Origin of the sequence: Chryseolinea serpens (assembly GCF_900129725.1) — a bacterium.
Taxonomy (GTDB): Bacteria; Bacteroidota; Bacteroidia; order Cytophagales; family Cyclobacteriaceae; genus Chryseolinea; species Chryseolinea serpens.
The window spans coordinates 536,996-560,479 of sequence record NZ_FQWQ01000001.1; the positions used below are offsets into that span (position 1 = coordinate 536,996).

Annotated in this window: 19 protein-coding genes; 11 read left to right on the forward strand and 8 right to left on the reverse strand. The window is 48.8% G+C overall.

Annotated features, from left to right (window positions below; genetic code table 11):
* Window positions 1-238 precede the first annotated feature (238 nt).
* Window positions 239-1,372, reverse strand: coding sequence for a winged helix-turn-helix domain-containing protein (locus BUB30_RS02100; RefSeq protein ID WP_073130602.1), 1,134 nt, complete (start codon window positions 1,370-1,372; stop codon window positions 239-241).
* Between the two features lie 435 nt (window positions 1,373-1,807).
* On the opposite strand from BUB30_RS02100, the gene BUB30_RS02105 reads away from it, so the two are divergent.
* Window positions 1,808-2,968 carry a vWA domain-containing protein gene (locus BUB30_RS02105; protein ID WP_073130604.1) on the forward strand — a complete coding sequence of 387 codons (1,161 nt, stop codon included), beginning with the start codon at window positions 1,808-1,810 and terminating at the stop codon, window positions 2,966-2,968.
* A gap of 67 nt (window positions 2,969-3,035) precedes the next feature.
* On the opposite strand, the gene BUB30_RS02110 is transcribed toward BUB30_RS02105, so the two are convergent.
* Window positions 3,036-3,953 carry a carbohydrate-binding family 9-like protein gene (locus BUB30_RS02110; RefSeq protein ID WP_084137851.1) on the reverse strand — a complete coding sequence of 306 codons (918 nt, stop codon included), beginning with the start codon at window positions 3,951-3,953 and terminating at the stop codon, window positions 3,036-3,038.
* A gap of 309 nt (window positions 3,954-4,262) precedes the next feature.
* Here BUB30_RS02110 and BUB30_RS02115 point away from each other — a divergent pair, with 309 nt between their 5' ends.
* From BUB30_RS02115 to BUB30_RS02155, 9 genes are all read left to right on the forward strand, one after another.
* On the forward strand, window positions 4,263-4,739 hold the full coding sequence (locus BUB30_RS02115) for a beta propeller repeat protein (RefSeq protein WP_073130608.1): 477 nt from the start codon (window positions 4,263-4,265) through the stop codon (window positions 4,737-4,739).
* A 152-nt stretch (window positions 4,740-4,891) separates the two neighbouring features.
* Window positions 4,892-5,716 carry a DUF4238 domain-containing protein gene (locus tag BUB30_RS02120; protein ID WP_073130610.1) on the forward strand — a complete coding sequence of 275 codons (825 nt, stop codon included), beginning with the start codon at window positions 4,892-4,894 and terminating at the stop codon, window positions 5,714-5,716.
* 232 nt (window positions 5,717-5,948) lie between these two features.
* Complete coding sequence (locus BUB30_RS02125) at window positions 5,949-7,238, forward strand: Kelch repeat-containing protein (RefSeq protein WP_073130612.1); 1,290 nt, start codon at window positions 5,949-5,951, stop codon at window positions 7,236-7,238.
* Between the two features lie 259 nt (window positions 7,239-7,497).
* Entirely contained in the window at window positions 7,498-7,902 is a 405-nt protein-coding gene (locus tag BUB30_RS02130) for a hypothetical protein (protein ID WP_073130614.1), read from the forward strand.
* 247 nt (window positions 7,903-8,149) lie between these two features.
* On the forward strand, window positions 8,150-9,961 hold the full coding sequence (locus BUB30_RS02135) for a hypothetical protein (RefSeq protein WP_073130615.1): 1,812 nt from the start codon (window positions 8,150-8,152) through the stop codon (window positions 9,959-9,961).
* A 401-nt stretch (window positions 9,962-10,362) separates the two neighbouring features.
* Window positions 10,363-10,710 (forward strand): hypothetical protein, encoded by a 348-nt coding sequence (locus BUB30_RS02140; RefSeq protein ID WP_073130617.1) that lies wholly within the window; start codon window positions 10,363-10,365, stop codon window positions 10,708-10,710.
* A 6-nt stretch (window positions 10,711-10,716) separates the two neighbouring features.
* On the forward strand, window positions 10,717-12,240 hold the full coding sequence (locus tag BUB30_RS02145) for an FAD-binding oxidoreductase (protein ID WP_073130619.1): 1,524 nt from the start codon (window positions 10,717-10,719) through the stop codon (window positions 12,238-12,240).
* 54 nt (window positions 12,241-12,294) lie between these two features.
* On the forward strand, window positions 12,295-12,963 hold the full coding sequence (locus BUB30_RS02150; RefSeq protein WP_143164733.1) for a hypothetical protein: 669 nt from the start codon (window positions 12,295-12,297) through the stop codon (window positions 12,961-12,963).
* Window positions 12,964-12,967: 4 nt separating this feature from the next.
* Window positions 12,968-14,323 (forward strand): alkaline phosphatase family protein, encoded by a 1,356-nt coding sequence (locus BUB30_RS02155; RefSeq protein ID WP_084137852.1) that lies wholly within the window; start codon window positions 12,968-12,970, stop codon window positions 14,321-14,323.
* A 32-nt stretch (window positions 14,324-14,355) separates the two neighbouring features.
* Here the strand turns inward: BUB30_RS02155 and BUB30_RS02160 are convergent, their stop codons facing one another.
* From BUB30_RS02160 to BUB30_RS02180, 5 genes are all read right to left on the reverse strand, one after another.
* Window positions 14,356-15,768, reverse strand: a complete 1,413-nt coding sequence (locus BUB30_RS02160; RefSeq protein ID WP_073130627.1) for an SIR2 family protein — start codon at window positions 15,766-15,768, stop codon at window positions 14,356-14,358.
* Between the two features lie 51 nt (window positions 15,769-15,819).
* Window positions 15,820-16,626: a TIR domain-containing protein gene (locus BUB30_RS02165; RefSeq protein ID WP_073130630.1), complete on the reverse strand. Its 807-nt coding sequence runs from the start codon at window positions 16,624-16,626 to the stop codon at window positions 15,820-15,822.
* A gap of 309 nt (window positions 16,627-16,935) precedes the next feature.
* Window positions 16,936-19,056 carry a xanthine dehydrogenase family protein molybdopterin-binding subunit gene (locus BUB30_RS02170; protein ID WP_073130633.1) on the reverse strand — a complete coding sequence of 707 codons (2,121 nt, stop codon included), beginning with the start codon at window positions 19,054-19,056 and terminating at the stop codon, window positions 16,936-16,938.
* 2 nt (window positions 19,057-19,058) lie between these two features.
* A complete protein-coding gene (locus BUB30_RS02175) occupies window positions 19,059-19,517 on the reverse strand; it encodes a (2Fe-2S)-binding protein (RefSeq protein ID WP_073130635.1) in 459 nt (152 codons plus the stop codon).
* A 243-nt stretch (window positions 19,518-19,760) separates the two neighbouring features.
* Complete coding sequence (locus BUB30_RS02180; RefSeq protein WP_073130637.1) at window positions 19,761-20,636, reverse strand: pirin family protein; 876 nt, start codon at window positions 20,634-20,636, stop codon at window positions 19,761-19,763.
* Between the two features lie 113 nt (window positions 20,637-20,749).
* On the opposite strand from BUB30_RS02180, the gene BUB30_RS02185 reads away from it, so the two are divergent.
* Window positions 20,750-21,142, forward strand: a complete 393-nt coding sequence (locus tag BUB30_RS02185; RefSeq protein ID WP_073134662.1) for a winged helix-turn-helix transcriptional regulator — start codon at window positions 20,750-20,752, stop codon at window positions 21,140-21,142.
* A gap of 73 nt (window positions 21,143-21,215) precedes the next feature.
* Here the strand turns inward: BUB30_RS02185 and BUB30_RS02190 are convergent, their stop codons facing one another.
* Complete coding sequence (locus BUB30_RS02190) at window positions 21,216-23,186, reverse strand: hypothetical protein (protein WP_073130639.1); 1,971 nt, start codon at window positions 23,184-23,186, stop codon at window positions 21,216-21,218.
* Between the last annotated feature and the right edge of the window lie 298 nt (window positions 23,187-23,484).

Sequence of the window (23,484 nt, forward strand, 5' to 3'; positions counted from 1 at the left end):
GATGACTTCCAAGTTTTTGCAGGAGTAAACGAGTATGAGAGTTTAAACAACGGTCTTCTGTACTCTGTTGTTGTTGTTGTGTGCTGGAAGGAGGCCTTGCCTACGCGAAGCGCTTCGGCAGGCGACCATGCCTACGCGAAGCGCTTCGGCAGGCGACCATGCCTACGCGAAGCGCTTCGGCAGGCGAGGGGGGGGGAGGAGATTTTCTTTGGGGCGGGAGCAGCGAACTTTCCTTTTGTTATACTGCAGCTATCTCGAGCTTATACCCCTTCCCATGAACATTTGTTATTCTCAGCTCAGGATCACTGCTTAATTTCTTTCGAAGTTTCGACACAAACATGTCCAGGCTGCGACCAGTGATGACGCCTTCGCTGATCCAGATTTTCTCCATCAGTGTTTCGCGGGGAATGAGTTCGCCGAAACTTTGGTTGAACAATTCGAGAATCTTGCATTCTTTGTCGGTGAGACTGATCACCTCACTCCCCAACAGCAAACGCCGGCCCGTCACATCAAATGAAAATTTCCCCAAAGCAGCCCATTCAGGAACGGACTCATTTATTATAGTTTGGTCTTGATCCCGTACGGGTGTTGGGGTTAAATTTTTTCCAAAGCGTCCAATCAACAAGGCAACACCCAATAACACCACCATGCCGACATAAACCAAGTTGATTAATGGATAATCAAAGGTTTTCGTTTTGACTTCTTCAACTTTTGGATGGCCTTCCTGAGCGTCAACTTTAACGGATTTGGGTTGTTCAGGCAGCGGAGAATCGGAGGGTGTTATCTTGACTTCTTCAAGTTTTGGACTGGCTTTCCGAGGATTAACTTTAACGGATTTGGGTTCTTCTGGCAGTGGGTCAATGTCAGCGTTCTCCTGCTGTACATTCTCATAAAAATCCGGAAAGGTAAATTCGATTGTGTAACAACCTGCGGGCTGCCGTCTGCCCCGGCAAGGCAGGAGGTCCGGTGCGGTATTACTGAGCTGGAAACCATAGACGATCGAGGCTTTCATGCAATCCAGTACCGTAACGGTGTAGCCGGAAGGGAATTGCGTTTCGGGAAGCAAGCCCCGTGACAGCGCCAAGAGTGAATCGTGGCTAAAAACGAATGTATTTTCGAACCTGAGCAGAAACGTGCCTTCGTTGATCTCGGTAACCGGCAATACAACCGAGGTTGAGTCCCCCGCCTGCAGCAGCAACCGATGACCAATCTCACGGAGAAGGAGGTTCACTTGCTTCGCCCGTAAGTCGCGGTCGGAAGGTTTTGTGAAAGACGAGGCGATAAAGAAAATGGTAAGCATCACGATGGCAATGCCAGACCTCACCACCAATCCGTGGGCAAAAAAGCCGGCAAAAGGAGAATTTAGACGCATTTTATATCCCTTTTTACAATTTCATTTACAATGAGTGGCAACGCGGTAGTGTACGCTTGGATATGTGAAGTTAAAACAAATTTGCTTGTGAAACTTTCAAGAAATCGCCTACCATCATCTTTTTGCTCGCGACATGTTGTGCATCGCTTACCAGGGGCAAAAAGCAGTTCACTTTCAGACCCGTCCGTAACGAAAGCAGTCAAAAAAAACGGCGCAAAGACGATCACGATGGCCACTAAAAGTTTAATCGCCGGGCTTCCGAACGCTGTACGAGAAAAATTTACATGCATTTACATTCATTTTACAAGCCGTTTACTACTGCCCTGCTATTCGTACGTACGTTTGGTTACAGTTGTCACCGTGCATGTGACCACAAAATCCAAATGTGAGACACGGCGGGCGCCTGAAACTTTCCCAAAAATAAAACATACGATTATGAAACTACTTCGTCATTACCGCATCCTTTCAAGACCCCTTGTATTGCTGGTGGCCTTCCTGTTCATGAGCTTCACAACAGACAAAGTCAATGTTGTTGCTCCTGCAAAAGATCAAACGATCATGATCGCGCTTTTGCTTGATACGAGCAATAGTATGGATGGTCTAATCGATCAGGCAAAATCGCAGTTGTGGAAAATTGTAAACGAAGTGGCCGCTGCCAAAAGTGGAGATGGCAAGCAGCCCAATATTAAGATTGCGCTGTATGAATATGGCAATGACGGGCTTTCGTCTTTTGAAGGCTATATCCGCCAGGTGAGTCCTTTAACCGAAGACCTTGATGTTCTTTCGGAGAAGCTGTTTTCACTAAGCACCAATGGTGGGAATGAATTTTGCGGATATGTGATCGAAACTTCCTTGAATCAATTGGCGTGGTCTGCTTCCAATACTGACTTGAAGATGATTTTTATTGCCGGCAACGAGCCCTTTACGCAGGGAAATGTATCGTACGAGCTAGCGTGTAGTACGGCAAAAGAAAAGGGAGTTATGGTGAATGCCATTTACTGCGGTGATTTTGCTGACGGCATCACTTTGGGCTGGAAGCGTGGTGCGGAATTAACAGGCGGAGCCTTTATGAGCATCGAACAAAACACCAAGACTGTCTACGTGTCAACGCCATACGATGATCAGATTGCTGCATTGAACGATAAACTTAACGCGACCTATGTTTACTACGGGGCATCCGGTGAGTATAGGAAGGAACAACAAATTTCACAAGACAAAAATGCGGCGAGTTATGGATCGGCCAATATCGCAGAGCGCAGCTTTTGCAAGAGTTCACATGCCTATAAGAACTCCAGTTGGGATCTGGTGGATGCCGCAAAAGACAATGAAAAAGTAATTATGGAAGCCAAGGCAGACGACCTTCCCGAAGAAATGCGCACCATGAGCATAGCGCAGCGCAAGGTATACATCAAGCAAAAATCGGAAGAGCGTACAAAGATTCAGGCTGAGATACAATCCCTGAATAAAAAACGACAGGAATATATCTTTAAAAATACTCCGCAAAGCAGCAAAGATAAAATGTTAGATGCATCCATGATGAAAGCGATTAAGGAACAGGGGCGTGCAAAGAATTTGAAGTGGGCAGAAGGTTGTTAGCCTATCGAAGGTGGATTTGCTGCGATATCTTAGAGGACCAGCAGGAGGGAAGTGGCCTGCGCGCTGGCTATTTCGTCGTCTTCCCTGCAGGTTCTTTCGAGAACACCACCGCGGTAAAACACTCGGGCACGTGCGAATCCCAAACGCCGTGCGGGCTCATGGCCCAGCCGCCGGAATCATGTGCGGGCGCCGGCTCTTTGTGCGTATTGAATCTCGAAAAATCCATCCGCCACACGTCGCCGTCGTGGGGTGGTAACGACCGGCCGCCACTCCATGTAGCGAAACCTGCCCACGGCAACGCAAGCTCTACGGTCCACCCGCGGTCGCGGTCTTTGTCGTTGTTGATCGTGCCGTCCACATGCACGGCTTTCAGGAGACCCGGGTAATCCCAGTTCCAAAACCCGATGCGCCGGCCACGGGGATGTGTTTTATATCCCACGCCGTTGAAAGGTTTGACGCCTTTGTGTGTACGGTCGAATTCGGGAAGATTGCTGTAGCCGTTTTTCTCAAATGTATCCTCCCAAAAGAACAACACTTCGTAGATCGTGCCATGGGCGTTGATCTCAAACTCATAGTATCCATCCGGCCCGGCGATGAACAGCTCTACGTCGTTGTCGCGGTAAATCGGCGCGTCGCGCTCCGTCAGTGTAGCCTTAACACTGGGCTCCTCGATCCAATAGCCGATGTACAGGTATTTTTCATCCCACAGCACGGCGGCCTTCGTGTCCAGATACGTCGGTGTCCCCTTGATCAGGTCGACGAAGCGTGGCGACCGGGTAGCGGCTTCCCAGGCGGCTTCATCCAGTTTGCCATCGATGGCGAGTGTTGCCGTGGTCTGGTGGGCGGTATAGTGAACGACGTCCTTTTCCTGGCATGGCAGCGCCCCCGGGTTTTGCGTGTTGGTGACAACACCCGGTGATTCGTTCATGTCAGGAATAAAGCAAGCGATAATGAGGGCGGCGAATAAAACTCCTTTGTAGATCATCTTAAAAAGTAAAACCAACGCGTCAAACTACAGAAAAGGAAATCGCGGTTGGTTTAGTTTTGGTTATAAATGCGGGGGCGAGGTATGAGCGGTAATTTTTGGGATAGTCAACGGACGAACTGCCCGGATGGCCTGCGCAATGTGTGTTGCTGCGCCGTGAGTGAGAAAGCCAGTAAAATGGAGAAATTACACGCATTTACATTTCTTTTTACAATTCATTTACACTGGGCGGCAACGCGGTAGCGTACGTTTGGATACCGGAGGGTAAAAACTCTTGATGAGTGTTGTTTCATTAAAATCAAATTTATTATGCGTTTCCTGCATCTGACTTTGTTGTATTTTATGTTGAGCGCCTTTTCGTCTGATCCGGCGACAAAGATTTTAAAATCCATCACTGCCCAGCCGACCGCAATAAATGATGTTGAACCGGCGGCAACCAACATCATTTTCCAATCAAAAGATGGGGGACAGACCTGGCAAGACATCAGCCAGGGTTTGCCTGAAAATGAACAACCCGAAGTTTTTTTTGCAGGAGAGTCAGATCTCTATTTGCGTTTAAAAAATGGAATGTATCGGAGTAAAAGTAATCTTAAAACGCTCGTTTGGGAGAAAGAGAATGGCCTTGATCTACGAGGTGCTTCGATTGCCTTCAATCGTTCCGGAGTGACGGCCTACAACTATGAAGGACAAATTTATCAAAAGGCACCCGCGCGTTGGCTGGGCCATTATTATATGTTTAAACACAATGCGACCCACACGAGATCAGATAGAAAAGGTGCGCTGTAGGGAGGGAAGGTGTGGAGATTTTTTTCGACCTGGCACAGCGAACCCTTGCAGCTTTCTATCCCGCAAGCGCGTAACTTCGTGTGATGTTTAAGTATGAAAATGGAATAGCAACAAAGAACAAGGAACTAGTTCCTAATTGATAATAGTAAGTTATGAGCAGAATAAAGAAACAGCATTTTGTCCCGCAGTTTTACCTCAAACACTTTGTCGATGCACAGAGTAATATCCATGCATTCGATATTGTCAAGCAAAAACAATTTGTTACCACTACGGTCAACATAGCCCATGATAGGTCGTTTTATGACTATAAACCGCTCGAAGAATTCATTGGAGTGGAGCAGGCCATTGAGCATGCATTCGCAAACACAGAGGGAGAAGCAGCTGAGTTTTTCAGAAAACTTATTTCAACTCTGGACACCAATAACCTAAGTTCTCTAACAAGGGATGACTATAGAGAATTGGCAGATTTCATTACCACGCAAGAGAGAAGAACACCTCAAGCACAGAGACAGATAGGGGAAATTGCAAAGAGTGCTGGTCAAGAATTAGAAAACGACATTCAATTTCAACAAGCATACCTGCTGCTTCATGAGGATGTCTTGAAGGTTGTAGAAGACTGGTGTGATCGATATTGGATTTTTTGGAGGAATAATACCCCCTTAAATTTTTACACATCGGACCATCCAGTCGTCCGCTATGGGCACAAAGATCAGAAGCACGAGGAAATTTTCTTTCCTATTACTCCCAGGTATGGCGTGAGTATTTTATTTTGGGACGCCCTACGACAACGGGCTGAGAATAGGACTGTATACGAACTTAGTGATCCGGAAGAAGTAAAACGTTATAACTTCTTAATGACAACACAATGCAATCGCCAGATCTACAGCGCGAAAAATGATTTTGCCTATGCAAAGGAACTGCTCAAGCTGAACCCTACGTTAACTGATCCTAATAGACCGCGTTTTTTGAACACCTAGCTGTCTCCTTTAAAACCTGGCCGGGCAGCAACACTCTTTAGGCAGGAGGTGGGAGGGACGTGTGACCTGCGTGTGTTGCTGCAGGAAGGTGGATAAGATGGTTTCGAGCCTTTTGCACCGCGCCTTCGATACGAAAAGGAACAGATAAACATTTCCTTGTTTTCAGGATATTTATTAGCAGGCTTTGGTCCCCAGCAAAAACCATTATATTTTTAGCTTTCTAATTTTTCAGATGTTAAAATTTACCCGTCAACTTAGTTTTCTCGTTGTTTTATTTGGATTTCTTTTTGGTTTTACGGCTTGTCAGGATGAAGGAGAGAAGGAAATTGTTACCGGGAAAGGCGCTATCAAAGTTGTGCTGGTTTCCAGCACCGCTCAAATAGGAACGACTCCGTTTGATGTTACCATTCTGAATGCAAAGAACCAAGTGTTGTATACCTTTACCGGGGTTACAACCGCCGATTCCGATAAAAGTTATGCTCTGGAACCGGGTGAATACAAAGTTTCGATTCGATCTAAGCGATCAGAGGTCCTCCAGATTACCGACCATCTCTTTAGTGGTACGTCTGACTTCTTTGTAATCACCAGCGCCCAAACAATAGACATTCCGGTGCCAACCCATGCTGAGCCATTCGAGCAATGGGTTCGCGTGGCAGATGCTCCATTTAGTCCGCGTTACGGATCGACATCTTTTATTATTGACAGCACGATTTACGTTGGACTGGGTGCTAATTTTTTGAATGAGCGATTTCAAGATTGGTGGTCTTATTCTATTGCCACGAATACCTGGACACAGCTTCGGAATTTTCCGGGAGCAAAAAGATTTGCCACCCTCGGGTTCAGCGCGAATGACAAGGGATATGTCTGCCTCGGATATGCTGAAGATAATTCAAATTTGATCGAGCTCTGGGAGTATAATCCAGTTGACGATAGCTGGGAGAGGCTAGCTGATTTTCCGGGGGATGGCCGTTCCAGTGCGACAGCGTTTGTTCTGGATGATAAAATACACGTCGGGTCGGGAATACGGAATGGTTATATCTCATTGTTGGATTTTTACGCATACGACAGAATTCAAAATAAGTGGTCGGGCATTGTAGATTTTCCAGGTGATTCAACCTACGGCTTTACGAGTTTGACGATCAACAACACCAGTCACTTGTTGGCAGGGGTAGTTGACAATGATGTGCGAACCAAACAACATTTTATCTACAACGCTGCCACCGGCTGGGCACAGCAACCCGATTTTCCGGGCGAAGCAAGACTGGAAGGCGTTGCGTTCGGCATAAACGGAATCGCCTATTTTGGATTGGGTTCTATTGATAACAATACACCCGGCCGTGATTTTTGGAAATTTGATCCCGAGAATTCAGCGTGGACACAGGTGGATGATTTTGTTGGTCAGCGCCGGTTTATAATGATGTCCGGATCGAACGGCTATATTGGTTATGCTGGGTTAGGGTATTATGGCAACACGATGTACAATGATTTATATCTGTACTTTCCGGCAGTAGAAAAGAATTAATCGTCGGCTCAATACCCGGAATTTGTCACAGCGGAGCAGCGGATTAAAAGTTATATAATTTATATTATGTTAAATAAGTAAAAGACAGAACATCAAGACCTTATAGCTTTAAATCCTGCCCCGTACGCATCATCCCTTCCGCAAGACCACCTGACTAAGTCACCCCCACCGATGCCCCACTGCTTTGCTTTTGAGAATTTCGGCACATTCCGATAAGCCACCGATGGATATTTTGCAGCAAATCTAACTGCCCGATACCATGGAATGGATAAAAAACAATCTCGATCGCACCTTTCTACTTCGCTTTGCCCTTATGGTTATCATGATCATGCATGGCGTAATATCCTTTGTTGAAATGAGCGTGATCGATTTTGGAGAAGCGCTTGCGGATGTGTTCGGCTTCGGAGTCATGGGCATTCCTACGGCAATCCTGGTCAAGTCGATTCATGTGCTAACGATCCCGGCTTTGTTGCTCAACAAATATCTGAAACCACTGGCCATGCTCAACATCATTATCTTTATCATGGGCATCATCTTGATCCACTGGAAACATGGCTGGTATGTGGTGGGTGGTGGAAGCGAAGGCATTGAGTTTAACTTCCTGCTTATTTTTTCCTTCGCGACTTTCATCTTCCCTAATGGGTTAGTCGACTCGAAAAGCTAGTCGCTCAAGAATTTATCCTTTTTGATTGCCTTGCTGAAGTCGTTTCCGATGAGGCCGATGGCCGCCATGTACAGCAACCATCGCCCAACCGTGGAACACGATAGACTGAGGGCTGGCGTAACTCCATTGTTTCAGGGAGTGCATCGCATATCATTTCGCGCTATCTTCGAGTATGCTCATCTTTCTGCACCCAACAGAAGGTGAGCGCTTGTGTTTAAACGTTACAAAAAAAACTCAACCCTCTCCCATGAAAAAGCCCCTCTCCCGAAAACTCAGTTTGGTGAGCTTAGCCCTATTGCTGCTCACCGTTATGCCTATCGCCTGCAAGGTCGACGTGCCACCGGACCGTGACGTGAAAATCGATGGGCCGCAGAACCTGCCGGTGAATCCTGCCTTTGAAATGAATCCGCCCATCGCCAAAAATGTCAGCATTCAGAAGCTCGACGACAAAGTGAACAACCTGCTGGTGATTGCCGACTTTGGCAAAGGCACGATCAAATCGCGGTATCACGCGATCCAACTCACATCGGGCAAGGTCATGCTGCGCGACGATGGCAAAGGCGTGGATGAAATAGCCGACGACGGCAAATTCTCCATCGCCATGCACGACGATCTGGAGGCGCTGGAAAAAGACATTGAAGCCGTGGAAAAAAATCTTGGACAGATCGAAAAAGAAATGGCGGTCGGGTTCAAAAGCCGCGAGATGGTGCAGCGCGATGTTTCCTTCCTGAAAGACATCCGTCTCGCAGATTTCAGGAAAGGTGGGAGGATCCCTCCCCCACCCGACGGCTTGTGCAGGTCGCTGCTCGATGTATCGGCGGAGCATTCCCTGATGGTGAATAGCACTTCCGTGACGTTCAGCACGGAAACGTCCGGTATACGGGGCTGGACGTTTGGCACCTTGTTGAACAACATTGCCAACGAAGGCGTTACTGGCGTGAGCGCGTCGACACTGCTGAAAAACATCCTGCAGATCTTTCTAAACGACACGGTTGTCAATTCCGACCTGGCGCCTGCGAGGGACCACGGCATTCAAGTGCTCATCGACCTTATTGAAAGGAGCAGCCATCCTGACCCAAATAGCTGGGATATGTCCAACTGGCAGGAGATGCCGATCGATCCTTACCTACTCAATATGCAGCTCATGGCCATTGTGAACCGGCTCGACTTGCGGGGCAACATGGGCTATGGACAGATCAACGGTGGTGAAGGCCGCTTCGTGTTCGCGATGATCGCACCCAACGGCGACTTCGTCGGAAACTTTATTTTGGAATACAGCATTCCGATCCATACCTGTGCCGGTTTGAGAGCGTATGCCCAACAATGGTACGACCTGAAAAATTATCCCGTTGGCTCGCCGGCATATAACACCGCGCTGAAAGCCATCACCGACGTATTCACGGCACGCAATGCAGACCCTACGCGCGCGAATGGCAGCGCGCTGAAAGTGATGCGTACGAACGAATTTTGGCTGGGCGACCGAGGCAATTGGGAGATGCGCGAATTCAAATTGGATCCTGCCTCGCATCAATTTGTGTTGTCGACCACGGCACAAGAGCCGGCTGAAAAGTTCAACGAAGCCTCGGCCATCGACACGCCGCCCGATGTGAACAACCTCGTGGCCTGGATCAACGCCCATGAGGCCGAAGTGCTCGCCGACCACCACAGCGTGCCCCTGGCGGTGGAAGACCAGGTGACCCATGCCCCGGTGCCGTTCCTGGGCGCCAAGGCCAACGTTGAAAATGGAAGGTGGAATGCCCCGGGTGTGGCACCGGAGACCCGTCATCATTTTTCGTTGAACACCTGTACGGGCTGTCACCGGCAGGAAACAAACAACCCTGGCTTTCTGCACGTTGGCCAAGAATTCCGCCCCCTTTCCGGTTTTCTGACCGGCATCGATGCGCCGGACCCCGTGCAGCCGTCGATCACGCATCACTTCAACGACCTGGCATTTCGCGCAAACAAACTGAAAGGCCTTTTGTGTACGACCTGCGAGCAGCGGCCATTCCTGGACCTGATGGACGTGCTTACGTTCGAGGTCAACGCGATGGTGCATTGATCATGGTCGTGTGTCGACGTTCGGCATACGTATCAAACCTGAGAACAACAGACGGTGCAGCCTATCCGGAGAATAGGTTGCACTGAATCTGTGTCCCTGTTTTAGGGTACCACGGATCGAAATGGCAGCACACGCCCCGCGGTATCACAAAGCTGAAATTTGTATAACATCCTAGTTTGACTGCCGCTAAAATCTTATCTTCAGGATATAGCAGGCACACCTCTGTCGTCTGCGGTCATCGCTCCAATGTTTCGGATATGCATGTTTGTTGGGAGCAGAAATATCAGCAAGCTATTGCGTTGTTCCAATGCTTATTCGGAACACGCCACTTTGCACGTTAGACCTGAATCGATTATGATGAAATAAACGGCTCCTAATTCATTTTAAAACCCTCTAAAAAAATGAAACCGCAACTCCACAAACCCATCCTTCTTATTTTTTTGTTGATTTCAATGACCCATGTCAGTTGCAGTGTCACGCACGTCTACCAGGCCGGCGGTCCGGGTGGCAGGGAAATGGGTAATCAGCCTGGCACCGAGTGGGAAAGCGATCGCAGCAACGTGTTTCTTTGGGGCGCTATTCGCGATGATGTGAGGATCGAGAGTTGTAAACTTGGCGATGGCACACGCTTGAATATCGAAGAGATAAAGATTGAAAAGAACCTGGGCTGTCAGTTGGCTGCGCTGCTCACCCTAGGGATCTGGCAGCCGGCGAAGATCAGTTGGAGGTGTGCTAAACCTGTTAACTGAACGGCTATGATCAAAAGAAATGGACCGAGGACGTGGAAAAACATCCATGTCACCAATACACAATCCCTCGAGGATCTGATTGATGTCGACAACTCCAATGCGCAGCGCCGTTTGCAAACTACATACGAATTCCTGAATCAAGCCAGTGGCGATTTGAATGCGCTGATCCAGGAGGCGAAGGCAAAGAAAAAGAAACTTCGTGCGATCGGTTCTGCGTGGGCGCTCTCCCCCATCCAATCCACCGAGCATTGGCTGGTCAACACGAAATTGTTGAACAAGTGTTTCGAGGTCGATGCCGACTGCTTTCACGCGGACTATCCCCCGGACAAGCGCCCGCTCCTGGTCATCGCACAATGTGGCATCTCCATCGCTGAATTAAATGTCTACCTGGAATTGCCCCGTGAAGCAGGCAGGCCCGCCCGCGCCATGAAGACTACGGGCATCGGCGCCGGTCAGACGGTCGTTGGCGCTGTCTCTGGAAACACACACGGTGCTGCTATAAATTTTGGTGCATTGCCTGATTTTGTTGCGGCCATTCAATTGTGTAACGGAACGGACAAGCCACTTTGGATTGAACGAAGCGATCGCCCCGTGATGAATGATGTTTTTTTTGACCGGATCCAATCCAAGCCGGTTCGTGACAATGATATTTTCAATTCGGCTTTGGTGAGTTTTGGGGCCTTTGGGATCATCACGGCTTTTGCCGTTGAAACTTTGCCGTTGTACGAGATCGCCTTTCCCCCGATCAAAGAAGTGGATGAACCAAAGCTTGCCTCCCTCCTGGGTGATCCGGGCTATTATGCCGGGCTCTATCACCTGGAATTTGTATTCAACCCTCACGAAGAAACCTATTTTCTGATCGAGGGAACGAAGGTGAACTACGAAGAAGGTCATCCCATCCCTAAGCCATTGTGGGTCGTTTCTAACGCCTCGGGTTATGCACCAGGAGACCGCGTTGGACGACTGCTGCTCAAATTGCCCTTTGTTTCCGCAGCACAAAAATCCAAAATTCAATTCAAGGAATATTTAAAGAATGCTGTGTTGAGTGATGTGCGCGGCACGTCAGGGCAGCTCTTCACGGCAACGATCACATACCTGGAGGGATTTATTGAAACGGCATTGGCGGTCTCCATAAATGATGCGATCGCAACGCTGCGGCTATTGAAGCAAGGGATCCGGGAGATGAAGCTACCCCTTGTTGTGCAGGTCCGCGCAGTTCATCCGGGCGATGCCGTATTTGGGTTCACTTGCCACTCCCCGAAGTCGGTCGTGGTTGAATTCGGGATGCTTCGCGATTCCGATTATCCGAAATTTGAAGAACTGCTTTTAACGAAGCTGAGGGGCGCGGGAATTCGCTATAGCCTTCATTGGTCAAAGAATTCGCTTGTCGACCCCACCAGGCTTCAGCAGATGTATGGCACTGCCCGGATCGAGACGTGGAAAAAAAGCCGGCAAACATTATTCAATGGCGATGCCAACCTGATGGACATTTTTAATCACCGGGATTTAAAAACAGCAGGCCTTGCGTAAACCAAAAATGTAACCCCGGAAATGGAGCTCTTCTTAAAAAATAAATCATCCGTTATGCGCACGAACCTGCGGCGTCATTTTTTTAAGGCGACAGATTCAAGGTATAGGAGAACTTTTGTCGCGCTGGTGTTCATCCTGTCGATCTTTGCTTTTTCCTGCAAACCTAAAATAGACTCCTTTGTCACGAAGTCTGCCGGCATAGAGACCAAGACCATCACCTCGGATGACTCGCTCGAAATTTACTGGAAAGTACGGGGCAAGCCGATGCTGCTTTTTCATGAGGTGATCGATTCAAGCGGGTTGGAGCCTGAGAAATTCATAGAGCTCACTCTCCTCGTAAAAAAGGGAAAGAAAGAACCGGCCCGGCGGCTGATCATCGTGCAGGTCTTGCCACCGGAAAGCAGCAACACCATTGTTTTTGATGAGGCGATTTTCACAAAAGACAGCATCATCTTCAAAGGGATCAAAAGCCCTTCCCGGTGGGGAAATTTCTTTTTGATCAAGACCGTAAAATCCACCATGGGCAGACCCTGGACGGTATATCATGAAGGAAAGAAAATCGAACTTACGCGTGACAGTATCCCGTCTTCCGGTTTGCAGGGCCTCAACCTTGCCGGTCCCTGGGAGTTTCGATCCCTGCTCACGCCCGAGGAAAAGTCAGACCCGGGGAAAGCTCCCGTTGAAGTGAGGATCCAAGCGATCATCTATCATAAAAACAAATAACGTCATGTTAGACAATGTTAAAACGATCGTGCTCCTCATGTTTGAGAACAGGTCGTTCGATCACATACTGGGGCACCTGAGTTTAGAAAACCTTTTGCCGGTGAATGGATTGAAAAAGCCCCTGCAAGGTTTTTCAAATTCGTTTCAGGGTGATCCCTATCCGGTTTACAATTTCCGAAACGATGTCAGGTTGCCGTTCGACCTGCCCCATGAGTATGATGAAGTGGCCGCACAACTCGCCTGGTCCGAGGCGCAAAGGAAATTTACGATGGGTGGCTTTGTGAAAGCCTACGCAGCCTCTACGGGCATCGGCCCCAATGCCCGGACAGAGCCCATGGGATATTTTAAATCTGCGCTTGTGCCGGTCACCAGTTTTCTGGCGCGCACGTTCTGCGCGTGCGACAATTGGTTTTGCTCGTTGCCCACCGGCACCCAACCCAACCGTACATTTGCCTTTTCGGGCGAAACGTTCAAACACAAGAACATCAACCTCCCCGCAGTCCCGATCGATGACAATACCAACCTCTTTAGCTGGATGAACCGCAATAACGTCCGCTGGCGTGTCTACCATGATGGATTATCTTTCTTTGCGCTTTACCCTTCCTTGTGGCCCCTGGTGCTCAGCTCCAATTTCAGGGATTATGAATTCCTGGCGAGCGATGTGAAAAATGAAGCGGAAGGATCGGCGCCCGAGGTGATCATTATAGAACCCTCCTATCAAGACGCTCCGCACGTGGGGCCCGATCGCCCAAACGACAACCATGCGCCACTGGCCATTGGATGGGGCGAGGACTTTTTGAGAAGGACCTATGAAGCGCTCGCGGCCAATCCTGCGCGTTGGGCAAACACGGTGATGATCGTCTACTATGATGAGCACGGTGGATTCTATGACCATGTTTCACCACCGCGGATTGACTACAACCTTCCCGACAATTCGTTCCGGTTTGAAAGTTTAGGTCCAAGAATACCCGCCATCATCGCATCGCCGCTGGTGCAAAGCGGATCGGTATGCAGCACACTGCTGGATCACACCTCCGTACTTCAATTGATGGCAGAAAAATTCACCCCGGGAAAACCCTATTCCGATACCGTTGAAAAGCGAAAGGCGGCTGGCATAGGCAGCATTTCTGTGGCCCTCACCAATCCAAGTCCACAGCCCGCGCCGCCTCCCCCTTCAACGCCTTTACTAGTTCAGAGCGTACTCGGAGCCTCTATCGCCAAAGGGCCATCGGGCGCTGTCGGCGAATGCTTCGAAGCGGCAGCGCTTGAGATGATGAAAAAATATCCGGTGGAGATGAATGAAAAATATCCTGAACTCATTCAGTGGAAGACCTCGGTGGACAACGCGAGAAAAATCTGAGGCATGGAAATAATGAACATCTATGGGGCAGTCTAGTATTCATTTAAGGTTTTGATAATCGTTTTTACGGTTTCGATGATCTCTGAAGAAGAGACTTTTTGTTCCAGAGACGCGAAAACTTCTTTCAATTGTGGAAAATCTTCATAATAGTCGGAGAAGTTATTCATGACCAGGTCGTATAGTTCTTTTGATTGGTAACCCGTCGTGGGTATGGGAATGACTTTAAGTCCGGCGTTCAAGGCCATCTCAAATTCATCCTTCATGCCTGGCGATAGTAGAAGTTTGCCGTCAATAAGCTTATTGCCAAAAATGAAGAGCGCAATACCGGCTTCTTTAATGATCGACTCCCGAAATGTAGCCTTTGTTTCTTTCGCGATGCGATCGTTTTGCCCGATCATAGGAAATGGCCTCAAGGTGATGTACTTGTCTAACCGCTTGCTGTTCTCCGCGATCATGGCATAAAGCACGCCGTTTAAAACATGCGTACCAACATTTTTGCCAAAGCCGGTAAAGATCTTGTATCCCGCTTTTGCCAAATGCATGGAAAGCTGTTGTATAAAGTCAACGGGGTTTGGAAAAGGTCCGTATTCTTCGGCGGCGCCAGAGAAAAAAATGGAAGTCCGCAGATAACGGCTTTCTATTTCTTTTAGGATATCAGGAACATCGTCATATTCATTGACCCATATCGCTCTGAGGCCATATTGTTTCAGTGAATGGGCTCTTATTTTTTGACGATTATGGGCCTTCTCGTCCTTGTCTTTTCGAACGAAATAGTAGTGTGTTTTTGAATGCTTTTGTTGGATCGTGCGAATACGGCTGATCAGGTAGTCCAGATTGGGATCAGTGAAACTAAACCCGATAAAAAGCATGCTCCTCGATACAAAGTCAGCTTTAAAAGCATTGCTGAACAATTCTCTCGTAAGATTATAATCTTCATATTCGTGCTTCGTCAATACGGTATTGGCAAGGTCTGAAATGTCGCCGTGCATTTTATAAACGATGGCATCCCTTTTGGGAATGTTGATGGCCAGGTCGGCCTGGTATCTTTTTACATCTGCTAATTTTCCCGCTTGTCGCAAGGCTTGTTCAATGAGATTGTCATAGTTCGTGGTCCAGTATATGGCAATCGGCAGACGAGCCAAGATATCGTGGTTTTCGGAGAGCACAATGTTAGTTCGGGTAAACTCCTCCGCGAGAATTTGAGTCAAATCATTTCTGCTTTCCCGATCGTCTACGAAAAATTGCGCCAATGCGGTGAGGTCGTGCTCATCCTGAATGTTTAGCTTAAGTTTTTTGGCAATGGGTTCGAGCAGTTTCTTCCAATCAAAGTAGCCGCTTGCGACCGAAAGACCAGCCCCGGCGAAGACCGCAGCGTTGCCATCTCGCATTTGCTTGGCAAAATTGTTGATAAACTCATTTGTGGCGTCGTCAAAGGTTGTTTTCATAGCGTTTTGAAGTCAGGTAGTCAATACTACAAATAGCGTGTTCGTTAGTCACTAGCCTAAAATACGCGGTCGGTCATCTTTCAAAGGAAACGTTAATTCGTATAATGTATCCAATGCCTTCAAAGGACCCGAAGTTTTGACGTGTGACAGCCTCCAATTTTGAAGCGTCTCTACATCAAGTTTTTTGAGGTGTTTGTCATTGACAGTATATCTTAAAACCTGAGCCTTCTCTAAATGATCTTTTTGTTCGTGCAGCATTTTAGTTTTTTCCTCAAGGAGTTGAACGCGAGGCGGCTTATTGAGCCGTACGGTGCTCGAGAAAGCTATTTCAGAATAAATCCAGGGAGAATGGGTCGTGTTATTGCTTCCAAAAGGCTGAATGGAATTCGGAGTCCGGTAGAAAATTAAGCATTCCGTTTTGTCAATCATGACATTGAGTGCGGAGCTTAGCATCATGCTAACGTGGGTAGCCGAGTTAATTACTTCCGGGTAGGAGTATAAATTTGGCTCTATTTCGTTGTATTTGTCGTCAAGCTGTTTAATTAGATCTTTCCCGTATCCCCAAATGCAGGAATCAATAAACGAATTGATGCCGAAATGTTTCTTCAGCCATCCAGCGAGTGCGAGTACGTCATCATTGTCCTGATGTGAGTGTGAAATGAAAACATGAGCATCAATGCCTGGAAACCATGTGTCTATTATTTTAGATGCATCTAGAGAACCATCCACCAACAGAAAGCTATCAAGCGAGCTTTTGACCTTCTTTCCATATGAATCAAACTGTTCAGACCCAAGAGCTATCAGATCTTTATAATTCCAGCGAAACGATATAGCTCCTAATTTGTATCCTTTAAACATACTTTTAATTTCGTGGCAAATGTTTATTTGACCGCATTCTTTCCCAGAAAATAACGGACTTGGTGAGTCCGCGGCTGCTAAACTAGCCGGGCAACTGAGTTGGCAAAGTGCAGGCGAACTTGCGTCCCTCGTCGGGAGCGTTAAGCTATTTCCATCGAAAGCGCTTAGCGATAAAAATAGACCAGATTGGATTCCCAGTGGGCTGGCGATCGGATTGGATCAGGTGGGGCAAGGAATCTTTACCCAAGATAAAAAGTTCTAAAATAGAATGCAAAGCTATCGCGATTTCGGTTCATGCCCGCTCCACGGTTATACCTCCAGACCCTGTGGCACAAGAGGAAGTGCGTATAACCTTTTTCCGGTAGCGTTGGCGATAGCATTTCGCACTGCCGGCGCAATGCCGATGATCGGTGTTTCTCCCGCTCCCGCCGGGGCAAGATCCTTTCGGTTCAACATAACGATATCCAGCTTCGGCACATCGCCAAACCGGGGAACGCGATAGGCCGAGAGTTTTGGATTCAGGATCTTTCCATCCTTGAAATCGATCCGTTCAAACAATGCACCCCCGAGCCCCTGAATGATCGAACCCATGATCTGGTTCTCCAGGTGATTCGGATTGATGATGCCGCCACACTCAAACGCAACGGCAGCGCGCAACACCTTAACATCGTTTTCGTTTCGGTCGAAGACGATTTCCGCACATGCCGCAACGTAGCTTCCCTTCTCCTCCCCGCACGCAATCCCAAAGCCGTGATCTTTTTCCGGCTTCGTGCCCCATCCAAAAGCTTTTGCCGCAGCTTCCAGAACATCGATCATTCTCTTCTCCGACAAATTCTTAAGTCGGAATTCAAGGGGATCAATTTTGAGATCAGTGGCCAGGTCATCCATAATGGATTCACGGGCAAAGTTGTTTGCTGTGGCCGCCAGTCCGCGGTATGAACCTTGTCGCAACGGTGAGTCGGAAGGGTGAAATTGGATCAACTTGTTTTTAACTTGGTAAGGCGTGTCGATACCCGAGCCGCCCGAATTGTAATTATGAAATTCCCATGAGGTGAGCATTCCGATTTTATCGGCGCCAGCCTTTACATCAATTACACCCGCCGGACGAAAATAGGCCCACGTAAACTCTTCCTCACGCGTCCAAACTACTTTCACCGGCTTCCCTGCTTCTTTCGCGAGTCTCGCCGCTTCCATACCGGCTTCACCGGTGTGTTTGCCTCCGTAGCCCGATCCGGTATCGGGTTGGATCACGCGGATGTTCTGCTTAGGAATCTGAAACACATCGGCCAGATCCTCCTGCACACCAAACGGGCGCTGCGTACCGGCCCACACGGTGAGCTTACTCCCCTCCCACTGTGCGACACCGGCGCGTGGCTCAAGCGGCACGTGCGCAATGTAATCTACGTTAAAGGTTTGTCCGATCTTGACCTCTGCTTTCGAAAATGCGGATGACACGTCTCCTGATTTTTCAGCGCGATCGTCAGCCTTGCTCGTTTTTCTGAGGTGATCAAATATTTCTTTTCGGGAGGGCTGTGGTTCGAACTTCCATTCCGCTTTTATCGACTGTAAAGCTTTGTTCGCAGTCGAAAGATCAACGGCCGCCACGCCAACGAAGTCTCCATCATGAACGGCAACAACACCGGTTATTTTTTTTGCTTCGGAAAGGTCCGCAGAAATCAGGGTTGCACCATAGGCTGGGGCGCGCAGAATTTTCCCATACAACATGCCGGGCAGTTTCATGTCGGACACATATTTGTGCCGGCCCGTAACAAACGATTCGCCATTCACCTTCTTAACAGAAGTGCCCGCGATCTTCCAATCATCGATCTTTTTCAAGGCCACTTTGTCATCGACAGCCTGGACGAGTTGTTTTCCCTTGACGATCTTGCCAATATTGACCGTCTCGTTTGTGTTTTTATTCGTGACGTTGCCATCGTTGATAGACAACAGGGAACGATCAACCTTCCATTCGGCTGCGGCGAGGTCCAGGATCAGTTCGCGTGCCGAAGCGGCAGCTTTTCTCAGCTGTGGCCCCATGTAAGGGGTTGACCGGCTTCCAAAAGTGCCGCGGTCATAAGGTGTCAGCGCGGTATCGCCAAGGATCATGGTGATCTTTTTCATTTCAACACCAAGTTCTTCTGCCACCACCTGTGCCAGCGATGTCCTGATATTTTGCCCCACTTCCGCTTTGCCGCTATAGATCGTCACCGCGCCATCTTCGGCGATGTGCAGCCAGGCGCCGATCTGATTTTCCGGCAGTCCCTCAATTGATAGCCCATAACCGGTATTGACCGCGGCGAAGGTTATGGCAATGCCGCTTCCGAGGATCCCAAAGAAATCCCGTCTGTTCATGGTAAAATAATGGGATGGCCTTTCGGCAAGTTCGTATTGCTCGGGAGCAAAAACGGATTCGTTTGATTTCTTTGCCATCTTCAGCTCTTTTGGATTTTTATGGCTTCATGGATTCCTTTCATGATTCTCGGATACGTTCCGCACCGGCACACATTGCCTTGCATCCCGTTGATGATTTCCTCATCCGTGGGTTCCGGTTTTTTCTTCAGCAGCGACACGGTTGACATCACCATGCCCGAAGCACAATACGAACATTGAAACACATCGACGTTGAGAAAAGCTTGCTGAACAGGATGCAGCTTGTCGTTAGTCGCCAGTCCTTCAATGGTAGTGATCGCTTTTCCTTCGACGCTAGCTGCTTTTGTGATGCATGAACGAACGGCCACATCGTTGATCAGAACGGTGCATGCTCCACAAGAACCTTCACCGCAGCCGTATTTTGTACCGGTCAGATCCAAGTCGTTTCGCAGGACATTCAGCAATGACTCTTCCGGAGTACTATTGACGGAATATTTTTTTTTGTTGATGATGAGGTCCATGGCGCACGGGATTAGCGTATAACCCAAAATAACCCATTAGGTTCTCGTTATCAAGTGGATTTTGGTGAAATGTCTTTTACCCGTTGTGACCGGTTAAATGCGCCCTGAGTGCTGAAATAAAAAAGCCCACCACGCAGGCTATGACGCCGGCATGATGGGCTCGTGATTGAATTCTGGAAATTCAGGTTGATCAATTCAATGATTTGTCCAGCCCAATCCATCGCTTAGCTGAACAAGGACCGTTTAATAAGAAAGCTGTTGCTCAGCAGCCACTTCCGTGATGTGCCCCATCTTCCCTGCCCGGTAATCGGCATACAACTGCTTGATGTCATCCAGGCTATCGGCAATGAACGGACCGTGCGAGACGATCTGGTGATGCTGAGGCTGGGCGGCATACAAAACGAAATGGGCACCCGCGTCGCCGGCCGTGAGTGTTACCTGGCTGTCTCCGGGCTCGTCCCTGCTATCGAGCCACCCCACATAGTCGACCGCTAAGGCCTGCTGGTTTGCACCAACGCGCACGGTGCCATCGAGCGCGTAGAAGAATCCATGGAAGTCGGCCGGAAGCCGTTGTGTTGCCGATGCGCCCGGTTCCATTCTAATTTCGGCCAGGACAAATGGCGTATGGTTTTTGACGGGCGAAGAAACACCCGCAAACGTGCCGCTATATACTTTTATGTTCACACCATTCGATGACACCACGGGCACGTGATCGGCGGCTAACCGCTGTACCCGTGGCAATGCTTTCCGGTCTTGTTTTGGCAAGTTCAGCCACAGTTGCAGGATGCGCATTTTCATGGGCTTGGCCAGGATCTCGGTGTGTACCACGCCGCTGCCGGCCGTCATCATTTCAAAGTCGCCGGTCTTCAGGGCGTGTGGGCCCTCCCCGATCTCGCCCTGAAGCACCAGGGTCACGGTCTCGAACCCGGCGTGGGGATGCGGCCCGCCAACGGGGATGTGGTCGGTTTTGTCGAGGATGTCGTCCATCAGCATAATGAACGGGTCGCTTTTAGAGAACTCGATGTCGATGACGGGTTTTGCCGTATGTCCTTTGCCCAAAAAGCCGGGATGCGCCTCCGGGGTGTATACCGTCGTTAATTTTCTTTCTGTGTAGTTCATATTCGTTGCTCCTTGTTTCCTCTACAACACCAAAGTTCGTATTTTTGCTTACCAAAAGTAACCACTTTACCAGAGGTAAGCAGTTACCTTTTGGTAAGCGCCAAATGGATACCATGGAAGATCGCAAAAAAAAGACCGTACTGGAGGATGACGCGGAGTGCAAGGGGCAGTTGAATGCCATCGGCGATGCGCTCTATGTCATCGGCGGAAAATGGAAGCTCCGCATTATCATCGCGCTGATGCACGGTAAAAGCCGGTTCAACGAATTGCAGCGCACGATCGCCGGCATCTCGTCGAAAGTGCTCGCGTCGGAATTGAAAGAGCTTGAACTCAATGGTTTTGTAAGGCGGCGAGTCTATACCCAAACCCCCATCGTGATCGAGTACGAGCTTACCGACTACGCGCTGACGGTTCGCCCCGTGCTGACCGTGTTGAGCGAATGGGGCAGCATGCATCGCCGCAAGATCCGGCAGGTCATGAAGCAGGAATTCGAGAGTAAGGCTTGATCACGAAAGGCTCAATCCTTGTTGAGGACAAATTTCAATACGACCGCCACGGTTAGCGATGGAAGAAATAATCCTATGACGACTTGCGATAAACAATCAGCTCACTCCCTTCTTTGCCTTTCTTGTTGAACCTGGAAATGAAGTGATCGCCGTGGAGTTGCACGGAGCCGTCTGTTTTTAAATAGCCTGTGTTCTTAAAGTTCCGGTCCCAGATCAACAGCAGCTTGCTTTCGGGAATGCTCATGCAGAAGGCATCGCCGTTGTCAATAAAGAAAATCGAGACGGGTATATTTTCCCAATTTTTAAAAAACACATGGCCGTCCAGTTCCACGACATGGGGTAACTTCACGCGCTCCTGGTTGCCGTCGGGAGAATAGATCGTGTCGCGCCGGGCCATAAGTTCGAAAGTTTCCGGTGGTGGAATGAGTTCGATTCGGTCGAGCTTCGGCAAGGTCCAGGCCACGTATTTTCCATGGTAGGCCGCGCCGGCCAGGTATTTGTTGTCGGGTGAAAAACGCGCGATCTCCATCCCAAAGTTATGGCCAACGTCGTTATACAACACTTCCCTGTAGTCTTTTACAAACGTAGTATGTGCCCAAAGCGTGGACTTCTTGTCGTTCTTCAGATCGTAGAACTGTGACTTTATCGAGTAGCCGTAGCAAGTCATGTATTGAAAGTCTCCGGAGAAGGTACATTCCCGGTTTCCATGTGCATATTCAAATTCTCCCACCGGTTGTCCCTGAAAGTCGCTGATGACATTCCCCTTTTTCTCATCCGCAGCGATCAGCCATTCCTTAGCGGCTATGATCCTTTTAGTCGAAGTGGGCTCTTTTTTTTCCAAAACACCCTCGCGTGAATACGTCAACAGGCTTCCGCTGAAGATCACCAGGTATTTGTTTTCCCTGGCGAAATAGGCCAGATCTTCAATGTGTGGCGAGGGAAGGTGCTTTCCTTTCTTCTTTTCCGCAGGGAGCGTTAGGGTAAGCACCTGGTTGTCGTTGGTGATGATGAAATTATTAATGAAGAACTCGTCGGTTTCTTCAAGATCGCGCGCCGTCAGGTTGAAGAAATCTCCAAAGCCCTCCTGGGATTCGAGCTTTACATCGAGAAGCACCTCACCACCGAGCGCAAACTTCATAAGCCGGTAATCATCCGTCAGCACGATCGACTCTCCTTTCTTGTTCACCAGGTAAGAGCGCACCTGGAATTCGGAGAGATCCAGTCTCAACGCTTCAACGAACGTGGTCTTTTCCGATAACTTCAGATGCTCGTTCTGGTTTGCCAGCCGCTTTGCCCCGCGAACGAACGGATTCGAGAACGTTTTTTGCGCCAGCTTCTGCGCGCGATCGATAAATCCGTCGAACGATTCCAGGTCGCGCGCTGCTTCCTGGTTCGATACCTTCAATTTTTCTGTTATCCCGTTTATGTAGGCCTCATAGGTAAGGTCGAGCTGTTGGTTGGCCAAGTCTGTCTTGCCCGCGAAAACCAACAGGAACGTGTGCGCCAGTGGATACTTTCTGGTGTCAAAGATCTTTTGGACATCCGAATGCTCCGTGAGATCGGCAACCAGTGTAGCGAGTTGACCATTTAAAAATTCTGGAAGCGGAATAAACTTATCCGCATCAAGCGGACCGCTCAGTGCCCGCACCACATTGGCCTTGAATTGCTGTGAGGCCGTGGGCGTATAGAAGCTGTCCGGGTTGAAATCCTCAAAGTCGAGACGTGCTTTTAAACTGACGGAGGGATGCTCATATAGCGAGGCCGTTGAAAATTTACCGGAATGTTGGGCGAACCACTTTTCATACGCCGGGTAAGACAAGCCTGGCAAGAGATAAAATGTAAGGTAGATATCTTCGGCAGCCTCGTCGTAATAGAGGGCACTGCTCCCTGCCCCGATCTTGATCACCTGGTCGAAGCCGTTATGCTGACGCAGGAACTGTTTCTTTGACTTTTGATATTTGAAACCAACTTCGCTAAGCTTTTGCTCGATCAGGGTAGCTACCTTACCAAAAAGGATGTCGTCTACCGTAGATTTTTTTATCATTCGAAAAACGTTTTCCGGGCAATATATTTAAATAATCAATGGATTGAATATTAAAGATTCCGACCAAAACCTGCACGAATCTGCCCGATCCATATAAATCTCTGTGATTCAAATTATTAATTGAATCAACGCCGGAGCGGGCGAAATGCTGAAAAGAATATGGAGCAGAAACGATCTGGTTTACCGGATTTTAAACGAACCTCCACAGTCCCATTTCCGGTCAGTTGTGTTCACTAGTGTGACCGGCCGGTCTTGGAATGTGTCATATCCGGGCCGTTATCGGGCATGGCACCAATTT

What these genes read in the sequence shown, in the direction of transcription:
- BUB30_RS02100 (WP_073130602.1), bottom strand. Translation starts at nt 1,372, where the DNA reads ATGCGTCTAAATTCTCCTTTTGCCGGCTTTTTTGCCCACGGATTGGTG.
- BUB30_RS02105 (WP_073130604.1), top strand. Translation starts at nt 1,808, where the DNA reads ATGAAACTACTTCGTCATTACCGCATCCTTTCAAGACCCCTTGTATTG.
- BUB30_RS02110 (WP_084137851.1), bottom strand. Translation starts at nt 3,953, where the DNA reads ATGATCTACAAAGGAGTTTTATTCGCCGCCCTCATTATCGCTTGCTTT.
- BUB30_RS02115 (WP_073130608.1), top strand. Translation starts at nt 4,263, where the DNA reads ATGCGTTTCCTGCATCTGACTTTGTTGTATTTTATGTTGAGCGCCTTT.
- BUB30_RS02120 (WP_073130610.1), top strand. Translation starts at nt 4,892, where the DNA reads ATGAGCAGAATAAAGAAACAGCATTTTGTCCCGCAGTTTTACCTCAAA.
- BUB30_RS02125 (WP_073130612.1), top strand. Translation starts at nt 5,949, where the DNA reads ATGTTAAAATTTACCCGTCAACTTAGTTTTCTCGTTGTTTTATTTGGA.
- BUB30_RS02130 (WP_073130614.1), top strand. Translation starts at nt 7,498, where the DNA reads ATGGAATGGATAAAAAACAATCTCGATCGCACCTTTCTACTTCGCTTT.
- BUB30_RS02135 (WP_073130615.1), top strand. Translation starts at nt 8,150, where the DNA reads ATGAAAAAGCCCCTCTCCCGAAAACTCAGTTTGGTGAGCTTAGCCCTA.
- BUB30_RS02140 (WP_073130617.1), top strand. Translation starts at nt 10,363, where the DNA reads ATGAAACCGCAACTCCACAAACCCATCCTTCTTATTTTTTTGTTGATT.
- BUB30_RS02145 (WP_073130619.1), top strand. Translation starts at nt 10,717, where the DNA reads ATGATCAAAAGAAATGGACCGAGGACGTGGAAAAACATCCATGTCACC.
- BUB30_RS02150 (WP_143164733.1), top strand. Translation starts at nt 12,295, where the DNA reads ATGCGCACGAACCTGCGGCGTCATTTTTTTAAGGCGACAGATTCAAGG.
- BUB30_RS02155 (WP_084137852.1), top strand. Translation starts at nt 12,968, where the DNA reads ATGTTAGACAATGTTAAAACGATCGTGCTCCTCATGTTTGAGAACAGG.
- BUB30_RS02160 (WP_073130627.1), bottom strand. Translation starts at nt 15,768, where the DNA reads ATGAAAACAACCTTTGACGACGCCACAAATGAGTTTATCAACAATTTT.
- BUB30_RS02165 (WP_073130630.1), bottom strand. Translation starts at nt 16,626, where the DNA reads ATGTTTAAAGGATACAAATTAGGAGCTATATCGTTTCGCTGGAATTAT.
- BUB30_RS02170 (WP_073130633.1), bottom strand. Translation starts at nt 19,056, where the DNA reads ATGGCAAAGAAATCAAACGAATCCGTTTTTGCTCCCGAGCAATACGAA.
- BUB30_RS02175 (WP_073130635.1), bottom strand. Translation starts at nt 19,517, where the DNA reads ATGGACCTCATCATCAACAAAAAAAAATATTCCGTCAATAGTACTCCG.
- BUB30_RS02180 (WP_073130637.1), bottom strand. Translation starts at nt 20,636, where the DNA reads ATGAACTACACAGAAAGAAAATTAACGACGGTATACACCCCGGAGGCG.
- BUB30_RS02185 (WP_073134662.1), top strand. Translation starts at nt 20,750, where the DNA reads ATGGAAGATCGCAAAAAAAAGACCGTACTGGAGGATGACGCGGAGTGC.
- BUB30_RS02190 (WP_073130639.1), bottom strand. Translation starts at nt 23,186, where the DNA reads ATGATAAAAAAATCTACGGTAGACGACATCCTTTTTGGTAAGGTAGCT.